Origin of the sequence: Edaphovirga cremea (genome assembly GCF_003332275.1) — a bacterium.
Classification (GTDB): Bacteria; Pseudomonadota; Gammaproteobacteria; order Enterobacterales; family Enterobacteriaceae; genus Edaphovirga; species Edaphovirga cremea.
This window is the reverse complement of record NZ_QOVA01000014.1, coordinates 68930-87082: the sequence shown is the minus strand read 5'-3', so window position 1 is coordinate 87082 and position 18153 is coordinate 68930. Positions and strand designations below refer to the sequence as shown.

Genomic DNA, 18153 nt, shown 5'->3' with positions numbered 1-18153 from the left:
AATCCGGCAGCGTTTGCGTTACCGGATTTTTGCATACAAAAATGCCAATCAGCGGCAACTGATTGGCATCGTTCAACGGATTACTTTGGCTATAGACAGTCGTTACATCCGTTCTACGGTTTCAATACCCAACGTATCAAGACCGTGTTTGAGCGTTTTTTGCGTCAACAGTGCCAATTTGAGACGGCTTTGACGGATCTCTTCACTTTGCGCATTGAGAACCGGGCAGTGCTCGTAAAATCCTGAGAACAAGCCTGCAAGATCGTACAGATAGCTACACATCACGTGCGGCGTACCGTCGCGAGCAACTGTCGTCAGAACTTCCTCGAATTGCAACAGACGGGTAGCCAGCGCAGCTTCGCGATCTTCATTCAGCACAATCGGTTGGGTGAGACCGTTGAGATCAATTTCAGCACGCTTGAAGATTGAGGCGACGCGGGTATAGGCATATTGCATATAAGGTGCCGTATTGCCCTCAAAAGCCAGCATATTGTCCCAATCGAAAATGTAATCGGTAGTACGGCTTTTTGACAGGTCAGCATACTTCACCGCACCAATACCTACTGCGACGACCAACTCTTTCAGATCCTGTTCACTGATATCCGGGTTTTTCTCTGCAATCAGCTTACCGGCACGATCGATTGCTTCATCCAGCAGATCGGCAAGTTTCACCGTGCCCCCTGAACGGGTTTTGAACGGTTTGCCGTCTTTACCCAACATCATGCCAAACATGTGGTGTTCAAGCGGTACGGACTCCGGGACATAACCGGCTTTACGGACGATGGTCCACGCTTGCATCAAATGCTGATGCTGGCGGGAGTCAATATAGTAAAGCACGCGGTCGGCACCGAGTGTTTCATAACGGTACTTGGCGCAGGCGATATCCGTGGTGGTGTAAAGAAAAGCGCCATCCTTTTTCTGGATGATGACACCCATCGGATCGCCTTCTTTATTCTTGTATTCATCAAGGTAGACAACCGTTGCGCCTTCACTTTCCACCGCCAACCCTTTGGCCTTCAAATCGGCAACAATGCCGGGCAGCATGGAGTTGTAGAGGCTTTCACCCATGACATCTCTTTGGGTCAGCGTGACATTCAGCCGATCGTAGGTGATCTGGTTTTGGGTCATGGTCACATCAACCAGTTTGCGCCACATTTTCAGGCAATATTCGTCACCACCTTGCAGTTTTACTACATAGCTGCGGGCGCGTTCAGCAAACTGCGCATCTTCGTCGTAGTGCTTCTTGGCTTCACGATAGAAATGCTCAAGGTCGGCAAGCTCCATATCACTGGCGTTTTCATTCTGCACTTTCTCAAGGTAGGCAATCAGCATACCGAACTGGGTGCCCCAGTCGCCCACATGGTTGGCGCGGATCACTTTATGGCCGAGGAATTCCTGGGTACGTGCCGCGGCGTCACCAATAATAGTGGAACGCAAATGGCCGACGTGCATCTCTTTGGCTACGTTGGGAGCAGAGTAGTCAATGACTATCGTCTGCGCTTCAACCGGCGTAATCCCCAATTTGGGGGCGATCAGAGCATGGTCGGCATGGACGGCGACCCACTGGCGGTCGAGAAAAATATTGATGAAACCCGGGCCGGCGATTTCAGTCTTGCTGGCAATACCGTCAAGCTCCAGAAGTTGCACTACTTTTTCAGCGAGTTGTCGCGGGGGCATACCGAGTTTTTTAGCAACGGACATCACGCCATTGGCCTGATAATCACCAAACTGCGCTTTCGCAGATTGACGGACCTGTGCTTCGCTGTCGGCGGGTGCGCCTGCGGCAATCAGCGCCTGGCTGACTTTTTCTGAAAGAAGAGCCTGTATATTCACCGGGATACCTTAATTAAAACGAGGGATACCATGGAGGTATCGTGCTGGGTCATAGAACAGTCGCAGCAGGGAGAACATAAATCACTCAATTTCCTGCGTACTGTAAAACAAAGCGCGATTATACCTTATCTGCCACCCTGCGTCAGTAACACCGAAGCAGGGTTATAGAAAGGGGGGAGGGTGAGGGTGAGCCCGGTTTATGTCGGGCTCACCCTCTTTGGTATGGCAGTGGAATTGCGAAATCAGGAGCCTGGGAATGAATAATAAATAAACTAATTGGTAGAAGAAGAAGCCCAATAAAAATACAAATAAAGTTGATGGGAACAACAAATATTATCAATCAGTGTTTCTTTCTACGTTCAGATCCAAGCTTGTTTTTTCTGGCGCTGATAAAGTGTTTATAAATCGCAAAAGCAGCGATAACAATCAACACAACAGATATCGTTAATAAGAGCATTGTTGCCCTCTCTGTTTTTTTGAAGGAAAGATAAGGTATCTTAATTATAACTGAGTATCAATCGTATTCGACCTAATTAAGATAAGTCTCAGTATGCATTTTATTGACTGGAATCATACCATTAGAATACGTGGCAGAAGGTGCTGTTTGTCAAAAATAAGCGTATTGATAACGTACTGTCGGATATTTCTCAGAATGTGTGATTTGGGGTTTTTCTTTTTATTAAGCGTATAAACCGAATGGTAGAATAATCTTCGGTATTTGGCCTGTTGCAGAAGTCAAAACAAAACAAAGTGGTATGCAAGGGAAACTGGGTGTAAATTACGCCTCAGAATATTCACACCAGTAAGGCGATTTATGTCGTTGTTGTCTACCGTTACCGAGTTGCAGGATCTGGCCTCCGATCTTCCACGTTTTGAACAGGTTCTCGAAACATTTGCCCAAAAACTTCAGCTGGATTTGTCCCGCTTTACCGCAGATCACATTTCAGTTCGCTGTCATCAGGTAACAACCGCAGAGCGCTGGCGGCGCGGATTTATGCAATGCGCCACTCTGTTATCTGAAACAGAAATCAACGGGCGCCCTATCTGCCTCTTTGACCTGAAAACCCCGCTACGTCTCTGTTCCTGGCAAATAGACGTGATCGAATTACCCTATCCCGGTGACAAGCGCTACCCACACGAAGGTTGGGAGCACGTCGAGTTGGTCATCCCCAGTGACGTCGATACCCTCTACGCCCGCGCCCTCAGTTACCTCCCCGACCAAGCCCTGCTCGCCCCCGGCATCAAACTGAAATTCAGTTCCCCCCAAGGGGAGCACGAGCGTCTCCCAAACCCGACCCTGGCCATCACCGATGGGAGTGTGACGATTAAGTTTCATCCCTATAGTCTGCGTGATATCGTCGCCAGCGAGCGCTAGGCTATTTTACTTGCCATCTTGAGCGAGGAGCAGTGCTCGCAATCCTCACGTACTGATGTACGCTCCGGTTGCTGTGCGCTGTCCCTGCCCAAGCTGACTGCGACAATAACGCCTAGAGCCTATTTTACTTGCCATCTTGGGCGAGGAGCAGTGCTCGCAATCCTCACGTACTGATGTACGCTCCGGTTGCTGTGCGCTCCTCACTAATCTCAATTCAAACTGAGGATGGCGGTTTCCATGCGCTGTAGTGCCTGCTCAAGCAATGCGCGCGTGCAGCCGAAATTGATGCGGATGAACCGATCGTCGCCAAAATCCTTGCCGGGGGATAACGCGACACCTGCCTGCAAAAAGAACGAATAGGGATTATCAACGGCAAGCCCCGATGCATCGATCCAACCCAAATACGTGCCTTCAGGTGACACCATTGATAACCCCGGCATAGCGTTAATACGCTGCACCAGCCAATTCCGGTTGTCCCTTAAATATGCAATTTGCTCACGCAACCATGACTCACCATCGCGATAAGCAGCAATGGCTGCGACGTAGGCCAATATATTAACGCTGGGTATTATCCCTTTTTGCTGGCGGATAAATTTTCGCCGTAACTCGTCATTGGCGATAATGGCTACCGACGCGCCGAGCCCCGCCAAATTAAAGGTCTTTGAAGGGGAAATTAGGGTGATTGCACGCTGTTCGGCATCGGGATTTAACGCAGCGAAGGGAATGTGATGAATATCACTATCGAGAATTAAGTCGCTATGAATTTCATCAGAACACACCACTAGATTATGCTGCTGCGCAAATTTATGCTGCTGTTCCAACTCCTCTCTGCGGTAAACGGTGCCGCCGGGATTTTGTGGATTGCATAATAGAAGCAGTTTTTCATTGCCGGTTAATTGTCCATCAAGCGCATTAAAATCCATCACCCAACGATCGGCACTCTTTACTAGCGGTGCTTGCAATTGCGTTCGATTGGCAAGGGTCACAGCCTGGGAGAAAGGTGGGTAAATAGGACTTGGCGTTATGCAGACCTGGCCCTCAGTGGTAAATGCCCTGACGGCAAGATTCAGCGCACAGACCACGCCCGGTAAATAAACCAGCCAATGTGGTGCTATCTGCCAGCCGTAGCGGTTTTTCATCCGCTCAACCAGCAAATCAGTCAATTCCGCTGGCAATGTACCGTAACCAAATACGCCCTCGGATACGCGTTTATGCAATGCCTCGATGACCGCGGGCGGTGAAATAAAGTCCGTATCGGCTACCCACAGCGGAATAACATCACGCTGCTTATATTTATTCCACTTAACACTGTCACTGTGACTGCGGTCTACCCATTGATCAAAATTGAATGTCATAGTTACCCGTCCTTCTACAGGCTGAACAGAGTGCTTGCTGAAGCCTACGCGAGATAGTCTGGATTTAACAAGTGCTGTAGCATGGTTGCCGTCATCCGGGAGGTAAAATGACTAAATTGGAAGTGTGTTGCTATAGCGTCGAATGTGCGCTGATTGCTGAACAGGCGGGTGCCGATCGCATCGAATTATGTGCGAGTCAGGCAGAAGGGGGACTGACGCCAAGTTACGGAACCTTATCAATGGCGAAGGAGGGGGTGGCGATCCCGGTGCACCCAATTGTTCGTCCTCGTGGCGGAGATTTCTGCTATAACCAAAGTGAGTTCAATGTAATTAAAAACGATCTGGCGTGTATCCGCGATATGGGATTTCCAGGCGTTGTTGTGGGTATGCTTGATTCTGAAGGGCATATTGATCTTCCGCGCATGCAGCAAGTCATGGCTCTGTGCAGCGGGATGGCGGTCACTTTTCACCGCGCGTTTGATATGTGCCTCAACCCGAAAGTTGCATTGGAACAACTGACTCAATTGGGCGTTGCCCGTATTCTTACGTCAGGACAACAGCAGAGCGCAGAGTTGGGGCTTGCGTTGCTGCGGGAACTGCTTAATGCCACTCAAGGTCCCGTCATTATGGCGGGTGCCGGTGTACGATTGACCAACTTGCGCAAGTTTGTCGATATTGGCATTAAAGAGCTGCACAGTTCTGCCGGGCATACGGTGCCTTCCAGCATGCGTTACCGGAAGGCAGGTGTCACAATGTGTTCTGACAATGAATTCGATGAATTCAGTCATTATTGCGTTGATGCTGATGTGGTGGAAGCGATGAAAAGCGCACTGGGGGGTAGCGTTCATTTATCGCAGTCTGCCTAGCCTGTGGCGAATAATCAGCTTGCAGCAATAAACTGACTCAGTGGCACAGTGCATTGATTTAATGGGTCGTTAGACCCTTTTGCGTCGCCCTGCGCAAGTACCAAGCCCCGTCACATTTGTCGGGGCTTTTTTTGTGCAAAAACGGATTGAACAGGCAGGCAGATCAGGGTTTACGAGCAATCAATAGCGCGCGTTGTGGCGCTGGATAGCCTTCAACGGTTTTACTCTGATCGTCGGGATCAAGGAATTCTGCCAGAGACTCACTGGTCATCCACGACGTACGGCGCTGCTCTTCAAGGCTGGTGACAGAAATATCAGCAATTCTTACGTCAACAAAACCGCATTTCTCCAGCCAGGCTTTCAGCGCCTCGGTAGAGGGAATGAAGTAGACATTGCGCATTTGTGCATAGCGATCGCCAGGAACCAGAACCTGCAGTGCATCACCTGCAACAACCAGGGTTTCGAGTACCAATTCGCCGCCACTCACCAGTTGGTTCTTCAATTGATAGAGATGATCCAGTGGCGAACGACGGTGATACAACACGCCCATCGAAAATACCGTATCAAACGCCGCCAGTTCAGGAAGTTGCTCAATACCCAGTGGCAGCAAATGTGCGCGCTGATCTCCGCCGAGCAGCTTGCGGACGGCTTCGAATTGGCACAAGAACAGTTGCATCGGGTCGATACCCACTGCAAAGTGGGCACCTGCGCCAATCATTCGCCACATGTGGTAACCGCTGCCGCAACCGACATCCAGAATCATGCGCCCCGCCAGGGACGAAATATGCGGTAAAACCCGGTCCCATTTCCAGTCCGAACGCCATTCGGTATCGATCTCGATATCATATAAAGAGAAAGGCCCCTTGCGCCACGGCATCAGGTTGCGCAGCAGATTTTCAACCCCTTCACGCTGGCCGTCTGTCAAAGGCGTGTCCAGACTGGCGGTGACGCTGTGCAGTAAATCCAGCCGATCTGGCGTGAGGGTCGGCAGGTGCTCAACCGTATTGAACCATAGCTTGAATTTGCCATGCAGTGATTCGCGCTGCCAGGCACTGAGTTGCGCAGGAAGGGTGTCGAGCCAATGGCTTAACGGGCCTTTGGCAATCAACCGGTAGAAATCCCCAAAATCCGTCATGCCGTTTCCCCGCCTTTCAACGCAATCAATGAACCAAAGTTGAAGCATTGAAACCAGGTTTCCGCATGTTCAAAACCCGCCATGCGCAACCGCGCTTTGTGGGTCTCCACGGAATCCGTCAGCATGACGTTTTCCAGCATGCTGCGCTTCTGGCTGATTTCCAATTCGCTGTAACCATTCGCACGCTTGAAATCGTGATGCATATTGAACAGCAGTTCGCCCACATCGGCATCTTCGAAGCTGAGTTTTTCTGATAAAACCAGCGCGCCACCGGGGCGTAAGCCTTGATAGACCTGATTCAGCACTCGTTGGCGATCGTCAGGTGCAAGAAATTGCAGGGTGAAATTGAGCACCACCATCGAGGCATTCTCAAGCGTAATGTCGAGAATATCTGACTCGATCACCTCAACAGGGGTATCTGCGCGAAAGGACTCGATGTGGCGACGACAGCGTTCAACCATCGCGGGGGAGTTATCAACGGCGATGATCCTACAGCCCGGTGCAGTAATATTACGGCGCATCGACAGCGTTGCGGCACCCAGCGAACAGCCCAGATCGTAAACCTGACTATTGGGTTGGACAAAACGCTCGGCAAGCATACCGATCATCGAGATGATATTGGAGTAACCCGGCACAGAACGCTGGATCATGTCAGGAAAAACTTCGGCAACGTGTTCGTCGAAGGTCCAGTCGCCCAATTTGGCTATCGGGGCAGAAAAGAGAGTATCGCGGTTTGGCATGGCGCTAAATATGATCGGAAATTGAGGGGGGCTATTCTAGCAGATAAGCGCGATAAATCATGCAGGAGAGTCTGTGGACTTATTGGCAGCAAGGCGGCATGTGCGCCGCCTGTTATTAGCACCCTAGCGCAAAGTCAGTATTTGCGACCAGGGGAGGTACCAAATATTGATGAGTATCATCAGCAACAGGGAAACATACGTAGCTCCCATACCAGAACGACGCCAGCGGATTTCCCGATGTTTCAATCCATAGAAATGGAACAGACGACCCGTAATCAGCATCAATCCGCAAAGATGAACCATCCACACATCAGCACCGTTCATTTCCATCATGAGCAGCAAAATAGCCCCGATGGGAATGTACTCCACCGCATTGCCATGAACGCGAATGGCAATTTGCAACTCGTAAAAGCCGCCGTCACCGTAAGCGACCCGGTACTGCATCCTTAACTTCACAACATCAAATGACAGCTTAATCAACAACAGTGCGCCGAGCACAACATAAAGCGCGCTTACCATTTTAAACTCCATTGCCCAACCATTTCGTGGCGCAGAGATAATAACTGCGAATGAGGGTGTCTGTCGCCAGGAATCACGTTATTGCTCGCTGTGTTATGTAATCAACGTTTTACAGTATGGAAAGCAGTATGTCAGATAACTCCCAAGTCAAAACAGGGAGTTTTGTTCTGGCCAATCGGGGGAAGGCCCGGTCTGCGGGATAAATTTCTCAAGTTGCTGCCATATTTTTTGTGCTTGCTGCGGCGCGTCACTGCAATCCGGCGTATGAATGAAAAGGTAAGGGCGGGTCTCACTTTGTTGCCAGTTACGGAGCTTTTCAAACCAGGGAGTGAAGAAAGCCAGATTGTCATCAATCACATCACCGCCGATAAAACGCACCAGTGGCTGCCCCGCGGTGTCAACCGGGTGCACAGGTAATCGGGGTTTCTTTCGTTGTGCTTCGCGCACTGCCGTTGAATGGGGAACGGCGGCATGGATCGGGCGACTGTCGAGAATCACACGGTTGATCCCTCGTTGCGAAAGCCCGCGGTTGAGCTGTAATTCGGCCTCGCCTTTGGCAAAAAACTCAGGATGGCGCACTTCGACCCCGTAGGTGAACGCCTTGGGTAAGGCATCTAAAAACGTCCAGAGGGCGGGTAATTCCATCGGGCTGAACGCCGAAGGGAGCTGCAACCAGAGTTGGCCGATGCGGGAATTGAGCGGATCGAGACATTGAAAGAAGGCGTCGATCTCTTTCTGGCAATTTCTCAGCGATGCCTGATGGCTTATCGTGGAAGGGAACTTGAAACAGAAGCGAAAATCATCGTTCGTCATATCACGCCAGCGGTGGACAATTTCCGCTTTTGGCAACGCATAGAACGTCGTATTCCCCTCGACGCAATTAAAATAGCGGCTGTAGTCGGCTAAGTCATTGATACCTAACTTTGCCCAGGCATTATGATGCCACTGCGGCAGTCCAATAAACATGAAGGGTGATGCTCTCCTTAAACACCTGCGCAATGGCAAAAATCCGCAGGCAACGTGGGATTTACTCTGACAATGCAGCCAACACCTGTTCAGCGGTGCGCACGCGGGAAATGCGCGGGAAGATCACGTTGACGCTGGCGTTGTGTTCTTCTGCGCTGTGGGCGCTACACGCATCTTCGACAATAATCTGCCCATAACCGTGCTCCCAGGCGGAGCGCGCTGTCGACTCCACGCCAATATTAGTAGAAATCCCGGCCAGAACAATTGTTTTGATACCACGACGGCGTAACTGCAAATCGAGATCGGTACCGTAGAAGGCACCCCATTGGCGTTTGACCACCTTGATATCATGCTCGCTGACGGCCAGTTCCTCAGGAAATTCCCACCAGGTTGCTGGTAGTCCACCGGCTGGCGTGGGGGACGGTTGATCGACCTCCTGCTTCAGTGCTTCAGCAAACGTATCAGACCAGCCCACCCGCACCAGTATGACGGGGGAACCGAGCGCGCGGAACCGTTCAGCCAGCCTTGCCGCATTGGCAACGACCTGTTGCGCAGAGTAAGGGCCACTGGCAAAGGGTAAAATTCCGCGCTGGAGATCGATCAGCACCAGCGCGGTGGTTTTGGCGTCTAACGCCATGTCTTTTGCTTCAACAGATGCTTTCGCTTCAACAGATGTTTTCAGAGCAATAGCAGTATTCGTATCCATAACAGTATTCAGCTCCAGAAAGCAGGGGATAGGTGCTTGATAACCGAAGAGCGATCGCTATGCGGCAGTACACATATACAAGGTTATGCCATGAGTTTATTCTACTGAGAACAGGAAAAGTTGCAGGTATTGTTAGCAAATTTGTTAAATGATGTGTGGAAACAAGGCGTCAGAACCCAGTTTGTCGTTGCCAGTATGTGTGTTCGCTCTTATCTATGGCGCGAATTTCCTTTATAATGGCCGCCTTTTTTCAACCAGAATAATCCAGACAGAACTATGCCGATTTACGAATATGCGTGCAGCGCCTGCAACCATCGGTTAGAGAAATTACAGAAATTATCCGACGCGCCTCTGACAGATTGTCCTGAGTGCGGGCAGCCTTCACTGAAAAAACTGATTTCCGCCGCCGGTTTCCAACTCAAGGGAACCGGATGGTATGCGACAGATTTCAAACCGGGTGGCCAGCAAAAAGACAAATCAAGTGCTTCGGAAAACAGCAGCACGAGCGGCGCCGCAGGTGCCAGTAGCTCCTCTGCAGCATCGGCTGAGTAAAAGGATATCGTTATGCGTACTGAATATTGTGGGAAGCTGAATCTGTCCCATGTGGGTCAGGAAGTGACACTGTGTGGTTGGGTAAATCGTCGTCGCGATTTAGGTGGTTTGATCTTCATTGATATGCGCGATCGCGACGGTATCGTTCAGGTGTTCTTCGATCCCGATCATCAGGCCGCTTTCGGACAGGCTTCAGAACTGCGTAATGAGTTCTGCATCCAGATCACCGGCACCGTGCGTGCCCGTCCGGAAAGCCAGATCAACAAAGATATGGCGACCGGGGAAGTCGAAGTGTTTGCCAATGGCCTGACTATTATCAACCGCTCAGAGCCGTTGCCACTGGATTCCAATCAAATCAACAGCGAAGAACAACGCCTGAAATACCGTTATCTGGATCTGCGTCGCCCCGAGATGGCCGAGCGCCTGAAAGCGCGTGCGCGTATCACCAGTTTTGTGCGCCGTTTCATGGATAGCCAGGGCTTTTTAGACATTGAAACGCCGATGCTGACCAAAGCCACGCCGGAAGGTGCGCGTGACTATCTGGTGCCGAGCCGCGTACACAAAGGCAAGTTCTATGCGCTGCCGCAATCCCCGCAGTTGTTTAAACAACTGCTGATGATGTCTGGCTTTGACCGTTATTATCAGATTGTAAAATGTTTCCGCGATGAAGATTTGCGTGCTGACCGTCAACCTGAATTTACCCAGATCGACGTAGAAACCTCTTTCATGAGCGCGGATCAAGTGCGTGAAGTGATGGAGAAATTGGTGCGTGAACTGTGGCTGGACGTGAAGGGTGTGGATCTGGGTGATTTCCCGATCATGACCTTTGCTGAAGCCATGCGCCGTTTTGGCTCGGACAAACCAGACCTGCGCAACCCGCTGGAGCTGGTGGACGTGGCCGATCTGCTCAAAGAGATTGAATTCAAAGTCTTCGCCGGTCCGGCCAACGATCCAAAAGGCCGCGTTGCGGCAATCCGCGTACCGGGTGGCTCACAAACCAGCCGCAAGCAAATTGATGAATACGCGAAATTCATTGAAATCTACGGTGCAAAAGGCTTGGCCTATATCAAGGTCAACGAACGTGCCAAGGGCCTGGAAGGTGTACAGAGCCCGGTCGCCAAATTCCTCAGTGAGGACGTATTGACGGCATTGCTGGATCGCACGGCAGCAGAAGATGGCGACATCATTTTCTTCGGCGCTGACAGTGCCAAAATCGTTACCGATGCGATGGGTGCGTTGCGCCTGAAGCTCGGTCGCGATCTGAAACTGACGCGCGAAGGCAGTTGGGCTCCGCTGTGGGTGATCGACTTCCCGATGTTCGAAGAAGATGGTGAGGGCGGTCTGGCTGCCATGCATCATCCGTTTACCGCACCGCGTGATATGCAACCGCAAGAGTTGCAGGCTGAACCTACGTCTGCCATTGCCAACGCTTACGATATGGTCATAAACGGCTATGAAGTGGGTGGCGGTTCCGTGCGTATTCACCGGACTGAAATGCAGCAAACCGTGTTTGGCATTCTTGGCATCAATGAACATGAACAGCGTGAGAAGTTTGGCTTCCTGCTGGACGCACTGAAATTTGGTACGCCGCCGCATGCGGGTCTGGCGTTCGGCCTCGACCGTCTGGTGATGCTGCTGACCGGTACTGACAATATCCGTGACGTTATCGCGTTCCCGAAAACCACGGCGGCTGCCTGCCTGATGACCGAAGCACCCAGCTTTGCCAATCCGGCGTCGCTGCAAGAGTTGTCGATCGGTGTGATCGCCAGGAAATCTGCCGACGACAGCGATAAACTTGAGACTATCTGATGAACTATAAGCGCCCTGAGTCAATATTGGTGGTGATTTACGCCAGATCCAATGGCCGGGTGCTGATGTTACAACGGCGTGATGACCCTGATTTCTGGCAGTCGGTGACCGGCAGTCTGGAGGAGGGGGAGTCACCCGAGCATGCCGCACAGCGTGAAGTAATGGAAGAAATAGGCGTGGATATCGCCAGTGAAAACCTGACCTTACTTGACTGTCAGCGCTGTGTGGAGTTTGAGCTTTTTGCGCATTTGCGCTATCGCTATGCTCCGGGTGTGACACGAAATAAAGAACATTGGTTCTGTCTGGCATTACCCGAACCGCGTGATCTCGTTATTACCGAGCACCACGCCTACCAGTGGCTTGATGCCGCCAGTGCGGCGGCATTAACCAAGTCCTGGAGTAATCAGCAGGCGATTGAAGAGTTTGTTAATTATTCAGTCTAACCGGACTTTTTGGAGATTCTTATGGCAGGTCATAGTAAATGGGCCAATACCAAACACCGCAAAGCTGCGCAAGATTCAAAGCGCGGTAAAATTTTCACCAAAATCATTCGTGAATTGGTGACGGCAGCCAAATTGGGGGGTGGCGATCCGGCTGCAAACCCGCGTCTGCGTGCGGCAATCGATAAAGCTCTGTCGAACAACATGACCCGCGATACGCTGAACCGCGCAATCGCGCGTGGCGTGGGTGGTGACGATGATACCAATATGGAAACCATCGTGTATGAAGGTTACGGCCCAGGCGGTACCGCCGTCATGGTAGAGTGCCTGAGTGACAACCGTAATCGTACCGTTTCTGAAGTGCGTCATGCGTTTACCAAGTGCGGCGGCAATCTGGGGACTGACGGCTCGGTTTCTTACCTGTTCACCAAAAAAGGGGTGATTTCCTACGCACCGGGTGAAGATGAAGATGCGGTGATGGAAGCGGCCCTGGAAGCGGGTGCTGATGACGTAGTGACCTATGACGACGGTGCGATTGATGTATTCACAACACCAGAAAGCTTTGGTGACGTGAAAGATGCGCTGGATGCCACAGGTCTTAAGGCTGAGGCGGCTGAGGTGTCGCTGATTCCTTCCACCAAAGCAGACATGGATGCGGAAACCGCCCCTAAACTGCTGCGTCTGATTGATATGCTGGAAGATTGCGATGACGTTCAGGAGGTTTACCATAACGGTGAAATTTCTGACGAAGTGGCAGAAACACTCTAGTGCCGCAATATTGTATACATAAATAAGAGTGTCTGAAGTACATCCCTATGCTGCGGTAGATAATCACCGGCTGGGCATGCGGCAAGATGATGGCCCGCGATGGGCCATCACAGTATTCGCGACAGCGACAATACAGGGTGATTGTACAGTTATGGCAATAATTCTCGGGATCGACCCCGGTTCGCGCATCACCGGTTATGGCGTTATTCGTCAGGAAGGCCGGCAATTGAGCTATCTGGGCAGCGGCTGCATCCGCACTGTTGTGGATGATATGCCGACCCGACTGAAGTTGATATATGCGGGGGTGACGGAGATCATTACCCAATTCCAGCCCGAATTTTTCGCGATTGAACAGGTGTTCATGGCGAAAAACGCTGACTCGGCGCTCAAGCTGGGGCAGGCGCGCGGCGTGGCCATTGTTGCCGCGGTGAATCTGGATCTGCCGGTATTTGAATATGCTGCGCGGCAGGTGAAGCAGACCGTCGTTGGCAGTGGTGCCGCAGAAAAAAGCCAGGTGCAACATATGGTGCGCTCATTGTTGAAACTGCCTGCCAATCCGCAAGCGGATGCCGCCGATGCGCTGGCTATCGCCATTACCCATTGCCACGTCAGCCAGAATGCGATCAGAATGAATAACGATCGCCTGCAACTGGCGCGAGGGCGGATGCGCTGAGCCGCAAGCTGGATATCCATCCAGCCTTTTCTATGGTATAAACGCCTTTATTGCAGAAATGAACAGTTGCCAAAGCCAACAGTTGCCGCTATTAACCGCGCGAGGAATACAAAGTGATAGGTCGTCTCAGGGGAGTTATTCTGGAAAAGCAACCACCGCTGGTGTTGCTGGAAACCAACGGCGTGGGCTATGAAGTTCACATGCCGATGACCTGTTTCTATGAGTTGCCGGAATTGGGTCAGGAAGCCATTGTTTTCACCCAATTTATCGTGCGTGAAGATGCCCAGCTCTTATACGGTTTTAACGACAAGCAAGAGCGGGCGCTCTTTCGTGAACTGATAAAAGTTAACGGAGTGGGGCCAAAATTGGCGTTGGCTATTCTCTCCGGGATGTCAGCGCAGCAGTTTGTTTCCGCCGTGGAGCGGGAAGAGGTCGCGACCCTAATTAAACTGCCGGGCGTCGGCAAGAAAACCGCCGAACGTCTGATCGTTGAAATGAAAGATCGGTTCAAAGGAATGAATGGCGATCTGTTCAACAACTCGACCGACATCACGTTGCCCGCCGTTTCGTCACAGGCCAAACAAGAAGCCGATGCTGAGGCAGAAGCGGTTTCAGCACTGGTTGCCCTGGGCTACAAGCCGCAGGAAGCCAGCCGTCTGGTCAGCAAAAATGCAAAACCGGGCGCGGATTGTGAAACGTTAATCCGCGATGCACTTCGCGCTGCGTTGTGAGGTAAAGGATGATTGAAGCTGACCGCCTGATTTCCCCTGCTGTTATTAGCGAAGAGGAAATTATCGATCGGGCTATACGCCCCAGACTGCTCAATGAGTATGTTGGGCAGCCGCACGTTCGCGAACAGATGGAAATCTTCATTCAGGCGGCCAAACAGCGCGGCGATGCGCTGGATCATCTGCTGATTTTCGGGCCACCGGGGCTGGGTAAAACCACGCTGGCGCATATTATCGCCAACGAAATGGGTGTTAACCTGCGCACCACCTCGGGGCCGATACTGGAAAAAGCGGGCGATCTGGCGGCGATGCTGACCAATCTTGAGCCTCACGATGTACTGTTTATCGATGAAATCCATCGCCTGTCGCCGGTTGTTGAGGAAGTTCTCTATCCGGCGATGGAGGATTACCAGTTGGATATCATGATTGGCGAAGGCCCTGCTGCGCGCTCAATCAAACTCGACCTGCCGCCATTTACCCTGGTGGGCGCAACGACCCGCGCCGGTTCATTGACAGCCCCGCTGCGTGACCGTTTCGGTATTGTGCAACGCCTGGAGTTCTATCAGGTCGCCGATCTGCAACACATTGTCGGGCGCAGCGCGAATTGCCTCAATCTGGAACTGTCTGAGGACGGTGCCCATGAGATTGCCCGCCGTTCGCGCGGCACCCCGCGTATCGCCAACCGTCTGTTACGGCGTGTGAGGGATTTTGCCGAGGTGAAAGCCGATGGCAGGATCAACAGTAACGTCGCCAGTCTGGCGCTGGATATGCTGAATGTGGACGCCGAAGGCTTTGACTTTATGGATCGGAAACTGTTGCTGGCAGTGATCGATAAGTTCATGGGGGGGCCGGTGGGATTGGACAATCTGGCCGCCGCCATCGGTGAAGAACGTGAAACGATCGAGGATGTTCTTGAGCCTTACCTGATTCAGCAAGGTTTTCTGCAACGTACTCCGCGTGGGCGTATCGCCACCAATCATGCATACAAACACTTTGGTATCACTCGCGAAGAGTAATCACAGTTCTCAGCCGTAAAATTGAACGAGGCGCGATAATATCGCGCCCCGTTTCTTTATAAATGCTGGTTTGTCAGTGGGCGCAGCAATCACGCCAGTTGTTTTCTACTCAAGCTCAATACAAACATGGCGGCCGAGCAAAGTACCACTGACGGGCCGGCAGGCGTGTCGTAGAAAGCTGAAAAAGTCAGACCGCCGGTCACGGCAATCATCCCGATTCCCACCGCGATACTGGCCATCTGCTCTGGGGTTCGCGCGAAACGGCGGGCCGTTGCGGCAGGAATAATCAGTAATGACGTGATAATCAATGCGCCGACAAACTTCATCGCCAGACCAATGGTCAGTGCCGTTACCAGCATCAGAACCACGCGCGCGCGCTGCAAGTTCACGCCATCTACGTGGGCAAGCTCCGGGCTGATGGTCATTGATAGCAGGGCGCGCCATTGCCAGAGCAGCACAATCAGAACCACCACCACTCCCGCTGCGATCATCCAGATATCGCTTAACGTCACGGACAAAAGATCGCCAAACAGATAAGCCATCAAGTCAACGCGAACATTGGACATCAGACTGACCACCACCAGACCGAGCGAAAGAGCACTGTGCGCAAGGATCCCCAGCAGCGTATCAATGGCCAGTTGGGGTTTGCGCTCTAGCCAGACCAACACCAGCGCCAGAACCAGAGTTACTGCGATCACCGCATAGAAAGGATTCACATTGAGCAACAGGCCGAACGCCACGCCCAGGAGTGAGGCATGCGCCAGCGTATCGCCAAAGTAAGACATCTGTCGCCAGACGACAAAAGATCCCAATGGACCCGCAGCGCTTGCCAACAAGACGCCAGCCAACCAGCCGGGAAGGAGTAACTCAATCATGCCCATGGCTCCCGTGTTGCTTTGTCGCAGGTGTTTTGAGCACAATTCTTCCTTGCAGGTCGTGGCGATGATTATGGTGGTGACGATAGATGGCGAGTTGTTCAGCACCGCGATTGCCAAACATGGCGATAAATTCAGGGTGCATGGAGACCACTTCCGGCGTGCCGGAACAGCAAATATGCTGATTGAGGCACAATACTTCGTCTGTTTTGGCCATCACCAGATGCAGGTCATGAGAAACCATAAGTACCGCACATCCCAATTCCTGTCGCAATTGGTCAATCAAATCATACAGCGCGAGTTGGCCGTTGACATCCACCCCCTGGGTCGGCTCGTCCAACACCAGAAGCTGTGGTTGAACGAGCAACGCCCGCGCCAGCAACACGCGCTGATTTTCCCCACCAGAAAGTTTTTGCATGGGTTGATTGAGCAGATGCGCCGCCTGCACCCGTTTCAGTGCGGGAAGAATATCCGCCTTTTTGGCACCGGGCTTAAGACGCATGAAACGGCTGACCGTCAGTGGCAGCGTGGCATCAAGGTGCAGTTTTTGTGGCACATAACCGATACGTAGACCGGCTTCACGTTGCAGGGTGCCGCTGGTCGGTTCCACCAGGCCAAGAACCACGCGTACCAGGGTCGATTTCCCTGCACCGTTCGGGCCGAGAAGCGTTAATATCCGGCCTGCTTTCAGCGAGAGCGAAATATCAGAGAGAACCCGGCGGCTACCAAAAGCGACCGAAACTTTATTCAGTGTTGCCAGTGTGGACATAGGATTACGTTTTGCAATATAAGTGGAATGTTATAATATAACGTCTTGCGAGGCAAAACGATGGGATTTCTCAATATGATACAAAATAATTTATGGTTTAAGCGCACCTTTTTCGCAGGAGCCTTAATAGTTGCGACTTCTTTAAGCAGTGTATCGGCTGCGGTGGTGACTTCTGTCCGTCCGCTGGGTTTTATCGCCTCGGCGATTGCTGATGGTGTATTGCCAACAGAAGTGCTGTTACCTGATGGATCATCGCCGCATGATTATGCCTTGCGCCCTTCGGATGTCCAGCGTTTAGGCCAGGCGGATCTGGTTATCTGGGTTGGACCGGATATGGAGGCGTTTTTAAGCAAATCCCTCGCGCAAATCCCTGCTGGCAAACAGATTGCCTTGGCGCAATTACCCACTATTACGCCTCTCCTGATGCGGGGCGATGAGGAGGATGAACATGACGCGCAACACGCTGAATCGGCAGATGATGATCATCATCATGGCGAATATAATATGCACATTTGGCTCTCCCCAGAGATTGCAAAACAGGCGGCGATCACCATTCATGCAAAACTTTTGGAACTTATGCCGCAAAATAGTGACAAATTAGACGCAAACCTACGTCAGTTCGAGCTTCAATTAGCGCAAACCGACCAAAAAATTGGTAAGATGCTGTCGCCTGTGCAGGGTAAGGGATATTTCGTTTTTCATGACGCCTATGGCTACTTTGAAAAACACTACGGCCTGACACCGCTTGGACATTTTACGGTCAATCCTGAAATTCAGCCCGGCGCACAGCGTTTACATCACATTCGAACACAGTTGGTTGAGCACAAAGCCGTGTGCGTTTTTGCTGAGCCACAATTCAGGCCGGCCGTAATCAATGCCGTTGCCAAAGGAACAGATGTGCGATCGGGCACATTGGATCCGTTGGGTAGCGGTATCGCATTGGGAAAGGATAGTTATGTGACCTTCTTGTCACATCTGTCGAGCCAATACGTGAGCTGCCTGGAGAAAGACAAATGAGGACATCGATA

The 18153-nt window shown here is 51.7% G+C and carries 19 protein-coding genes; 10 read left to right on the top strand and 9 right to left on the bottom strand.

The window, feature by feature from the left end:
- Positions 1-102 precede the first annotated feature (102 nt).
- Positions 103-1833 carry an arginine--tRNA ligase gene (argS, locus tag DRI82_RS17225; RefSeq protein WP_114195140.1) on the bottom strand — a complete coding sequence of 577 codons (1731 nt, stop codon included), beginning with the start codon at positions 1831-1833 and terminating at the stop codon, positions 103-105.
- Between the two features lie 814 nt (positions 1834-2647).
- Here argS and DRI82_RS17220 point away from each other — a divergent pair.
- Positions 2648-3208: a VOC family protein gene (locus DRI82_RS17220; protein ID WP_114195139.1), complete on the top strand. Its 561-nt coding sequence runs from the start codon at positions 2648-2650 to the stop codon at positions 3206-3208.
- A gap of 209 nt (positions 3209-3417) precedes the next feature.
- On the opposite strand, the gene DRI82_RS17215 is transcribed toward DRI82_RS17220, so the two are convergent.
- Positions 3418-4563 carry a MalY/PatB family protein gene (locus DRI82_RS17215; protein ID WP_114195138.1) on the bottom strand — a complete coding sequence of 382 codons (1146 nt, stop codon included), beginning with the start codon at positions 4561-4563 and terminating at the stop codon, positions 3418-3420.
- A gap of 107 nt (positions 4564-4670) precedes the next feature.
- Here DRI82_RS17215 and cutC point away from each other — a divergent pair, with 107 nt between their 5' ends.
- The gene (gene cutC / locus DRI82_RS17210) at positions 4671-5429 is read left to right on the top strand and encodes a copper homeostasis protein CutC (protein WP_114195137.1); all 759 of its coding nucleotides are present in this window, start codon (positions 4671-4673) and stop codon (positions 5427-5429) included.
- A gap of 163 nt (positions 5430-5592) precedes the next feature.
- On the opposite strand, the gene cmoB is transcribed toward cutC, so the two are convergent.
- From cmoB to DRI82_RS17185, 5 genes are all read right to left on the bottom strand, one after another.
- Positions 5593-6564, bottom strand: coding sequence for a tRNA 5-methoxyuridine(34)/uridine 5-oxyacetic acid(34) synthase CmoB (gene cmoB / locus DRI82_RS17205; protein WP_114195136.1), 972 nt, complete (start codon positions 6562-6564; stop codon positions 5593-5595).
- Positions 6561-7304 (bottom strand): carboxy-S-adenosyl-L-methionine synthase CmoA, encoded by a 744-nt coding sequence (cmoA, locus tag DRI82_RS17200; protein WP_114195135.1) that lies wholly within the window; start codon positions 7302-7304, stop codon positions 6561-6563. The genes cmoB and cmoA overlap by 4 nt, the downstream gene beginning before the upstream one ends.
- A 123-nt stretch (positions 7305-7427) precedes the next feature.
- Complete coding sequence (locus tag DRI82_RS17195; RefSeq protein WP_114195134.1) at positions 7428-7823, bottom strand: MAPEG family protein; 396 nt, start codon at positions 7821-7823, stop codon at positions 7428-7430.
- A gap of 147 nt (positions 7824-7970) precedes the next feature.
- Positions 7971-8789 carry a DUF72 domain-containing protein gene (locus DRI82_RS17190; protein WP_114195133.1) on the bottom strand — a complete coding sequence of 273 codons (819 nt, stop codon included), beginning with the start codon at positions 8787-8789 and terminating at the stop codon, positions 7971-7973.
- Positions 8790-8850: 61 nt separating this feature from the next.
- Positions 8851-9426, bottom strand: a complete 576-nt coding sequence (locus DRI82_RS17185) for a hydrolase (protein WP_114195156.1) — start codon at positions 9424-9426, stop codon at positions 8851-8853.
- Positions 9427-9771: 345 nt separating this feature from the next.
- On the opposite strand from DRI82_RS17185, the gene DRI82_RS17180 reads away from it, so the two are divergent.
- The 7 genes from DRI82_RS17180 to ruvB all read left to right on the top strand — a co-directional run bounded on the left by DRI82_RS17180 (position 9772) and on the right by ruvB (position 15481).
- Entirely contained in the window at positions 9772-10047 is a 276-nt protein-coding gene (locus tag DRI82_RS17180; RefSeq protein ID WP_114195132.1) for an FmdB family zinc ribbon protein, read from the top strand.
- A 12-nt stretch (positions 10048-10059) separates the two neighbouring features.
- Positions 10060-11856 carry an aspartate--tRNA ligase gene (aspS, locus tag DRI82_RS17175; protein WP_114195131.1) on the top strand — a complete coding sequence of 599 codons (1797 nt, stop codon included), beginning with the start codon at positions 10060-10062 and terminating at the stop codon, positions 11854-11856.
- Positions 11856-12299: a dihydroneopterin triphosphate diphosphatase gene (gene nudB / locus DRI82_RS17170; RefSeq protein WP_114195130.1), complete on the top strand. Its 444-nt coding sequence runs from the start codon at positions 11856-11858 to the stop codon at positions 12297-12299. The genes aspS and nudB overlap by 1 nt, the downstream gene beginning before the upstream one ends.
- Before the next feature lie 21 nt (positions 12300-12320).
- Positions 12321-13064 carry a YebC/PmpR family DNA-binding transcriptional regulator gene (locus DRI82_RS17165; protein WP_114195129.1) on the top strand — a complete coding sequence of 248 codons (744 nt, stop codon included), beginning with the start codon at positions 12321-12323 and terminating at the stop codon, positions 13062-13064.
- A gap of 151 nt (positions 13065-13215) precedes the next feature.
- Positions 13216-13737 (top strand): crossover junction endodeoxyribonuclease RuvC, encoded by a 522-nt coding sequence (gene ruvC / locus DRI82_RS17160; protein ID WP_114195128.1) that lies wholly within the window; start codon positions 13216-13218, stop codon positions 13735-13737.
- A gap of 113 nt (positions 13738-13850) precedes the next feature.
- Positions 13851-14468, top strand: a complete 618-nt coding sequence (gene ruvA / locus DRI82_RS17155) for a Holliday junction branch migration protein RuvA (protein WP_114195127.1) — start codon at positions 13851-13853, stop codon at positions 14466-14468.
- 8 nt (positions 14469-14476) lie between these two features.
- On the top strand, positions 14477-15481 hold the full coding sequence (gene ruvB / locus DRI82_RS17150; protein ID WP_114195126.1) for a Holliday junction branch migration DNA helicase RuvB: 1005 nt from the start codon (positions 14477-14479) through the stop codon (positions 15479-15481).
- An 89-nt stretch (positions 15482-15570) separates the two neighbouring features.
- Here ruvB and znuB read toward each other — a convergent pair whose 3' ends face one another.
- Both znuB and znuC read right to left on the bottom strand, forming a co-directional pair.
- Positions 15571-16356, bottom strand: a complete 786-nt coding sequence (znuB, locus tag DRI82_RS17145; RefSeq protein WP_114195125.1) for a zinc ABC transporter permease subunit ZnuB — start codon at positions 16354-16356, stop codon at positions 15571-15573.
- Positions 16349-17125, bottom strand: a complete 777-nt coding sequence (gene znuC / locus DRI82_RS17140) for a zinc ABC transporter ATP-binding protein ZnuC (RefSeq protein WP_114195124.1) — start codon at positions 17123-17125, stop codon at positions 16349-16351. The genes znuB and znuC overlap by 8 nt, the downstream gene beginning before the upstream one ends.
- 75 nt (positions 17126-17200) lie before the next feature.
- Here znuC and znuA point away from each other — a divergent pair, with 75 nt between their 5' ends.
- A complete protein-coding gene (znuA, locus tag DRI82_RS17135; protein WP_114195155.1) occupies positions 17201-18142 on the top strand; it encodes a zinc ABC transporter substrate-binding protein ZnuA in 942 nt (313 codons plus the stop codon).
- Positions 18143-18153: the final 11 nt, after the last annotated feature.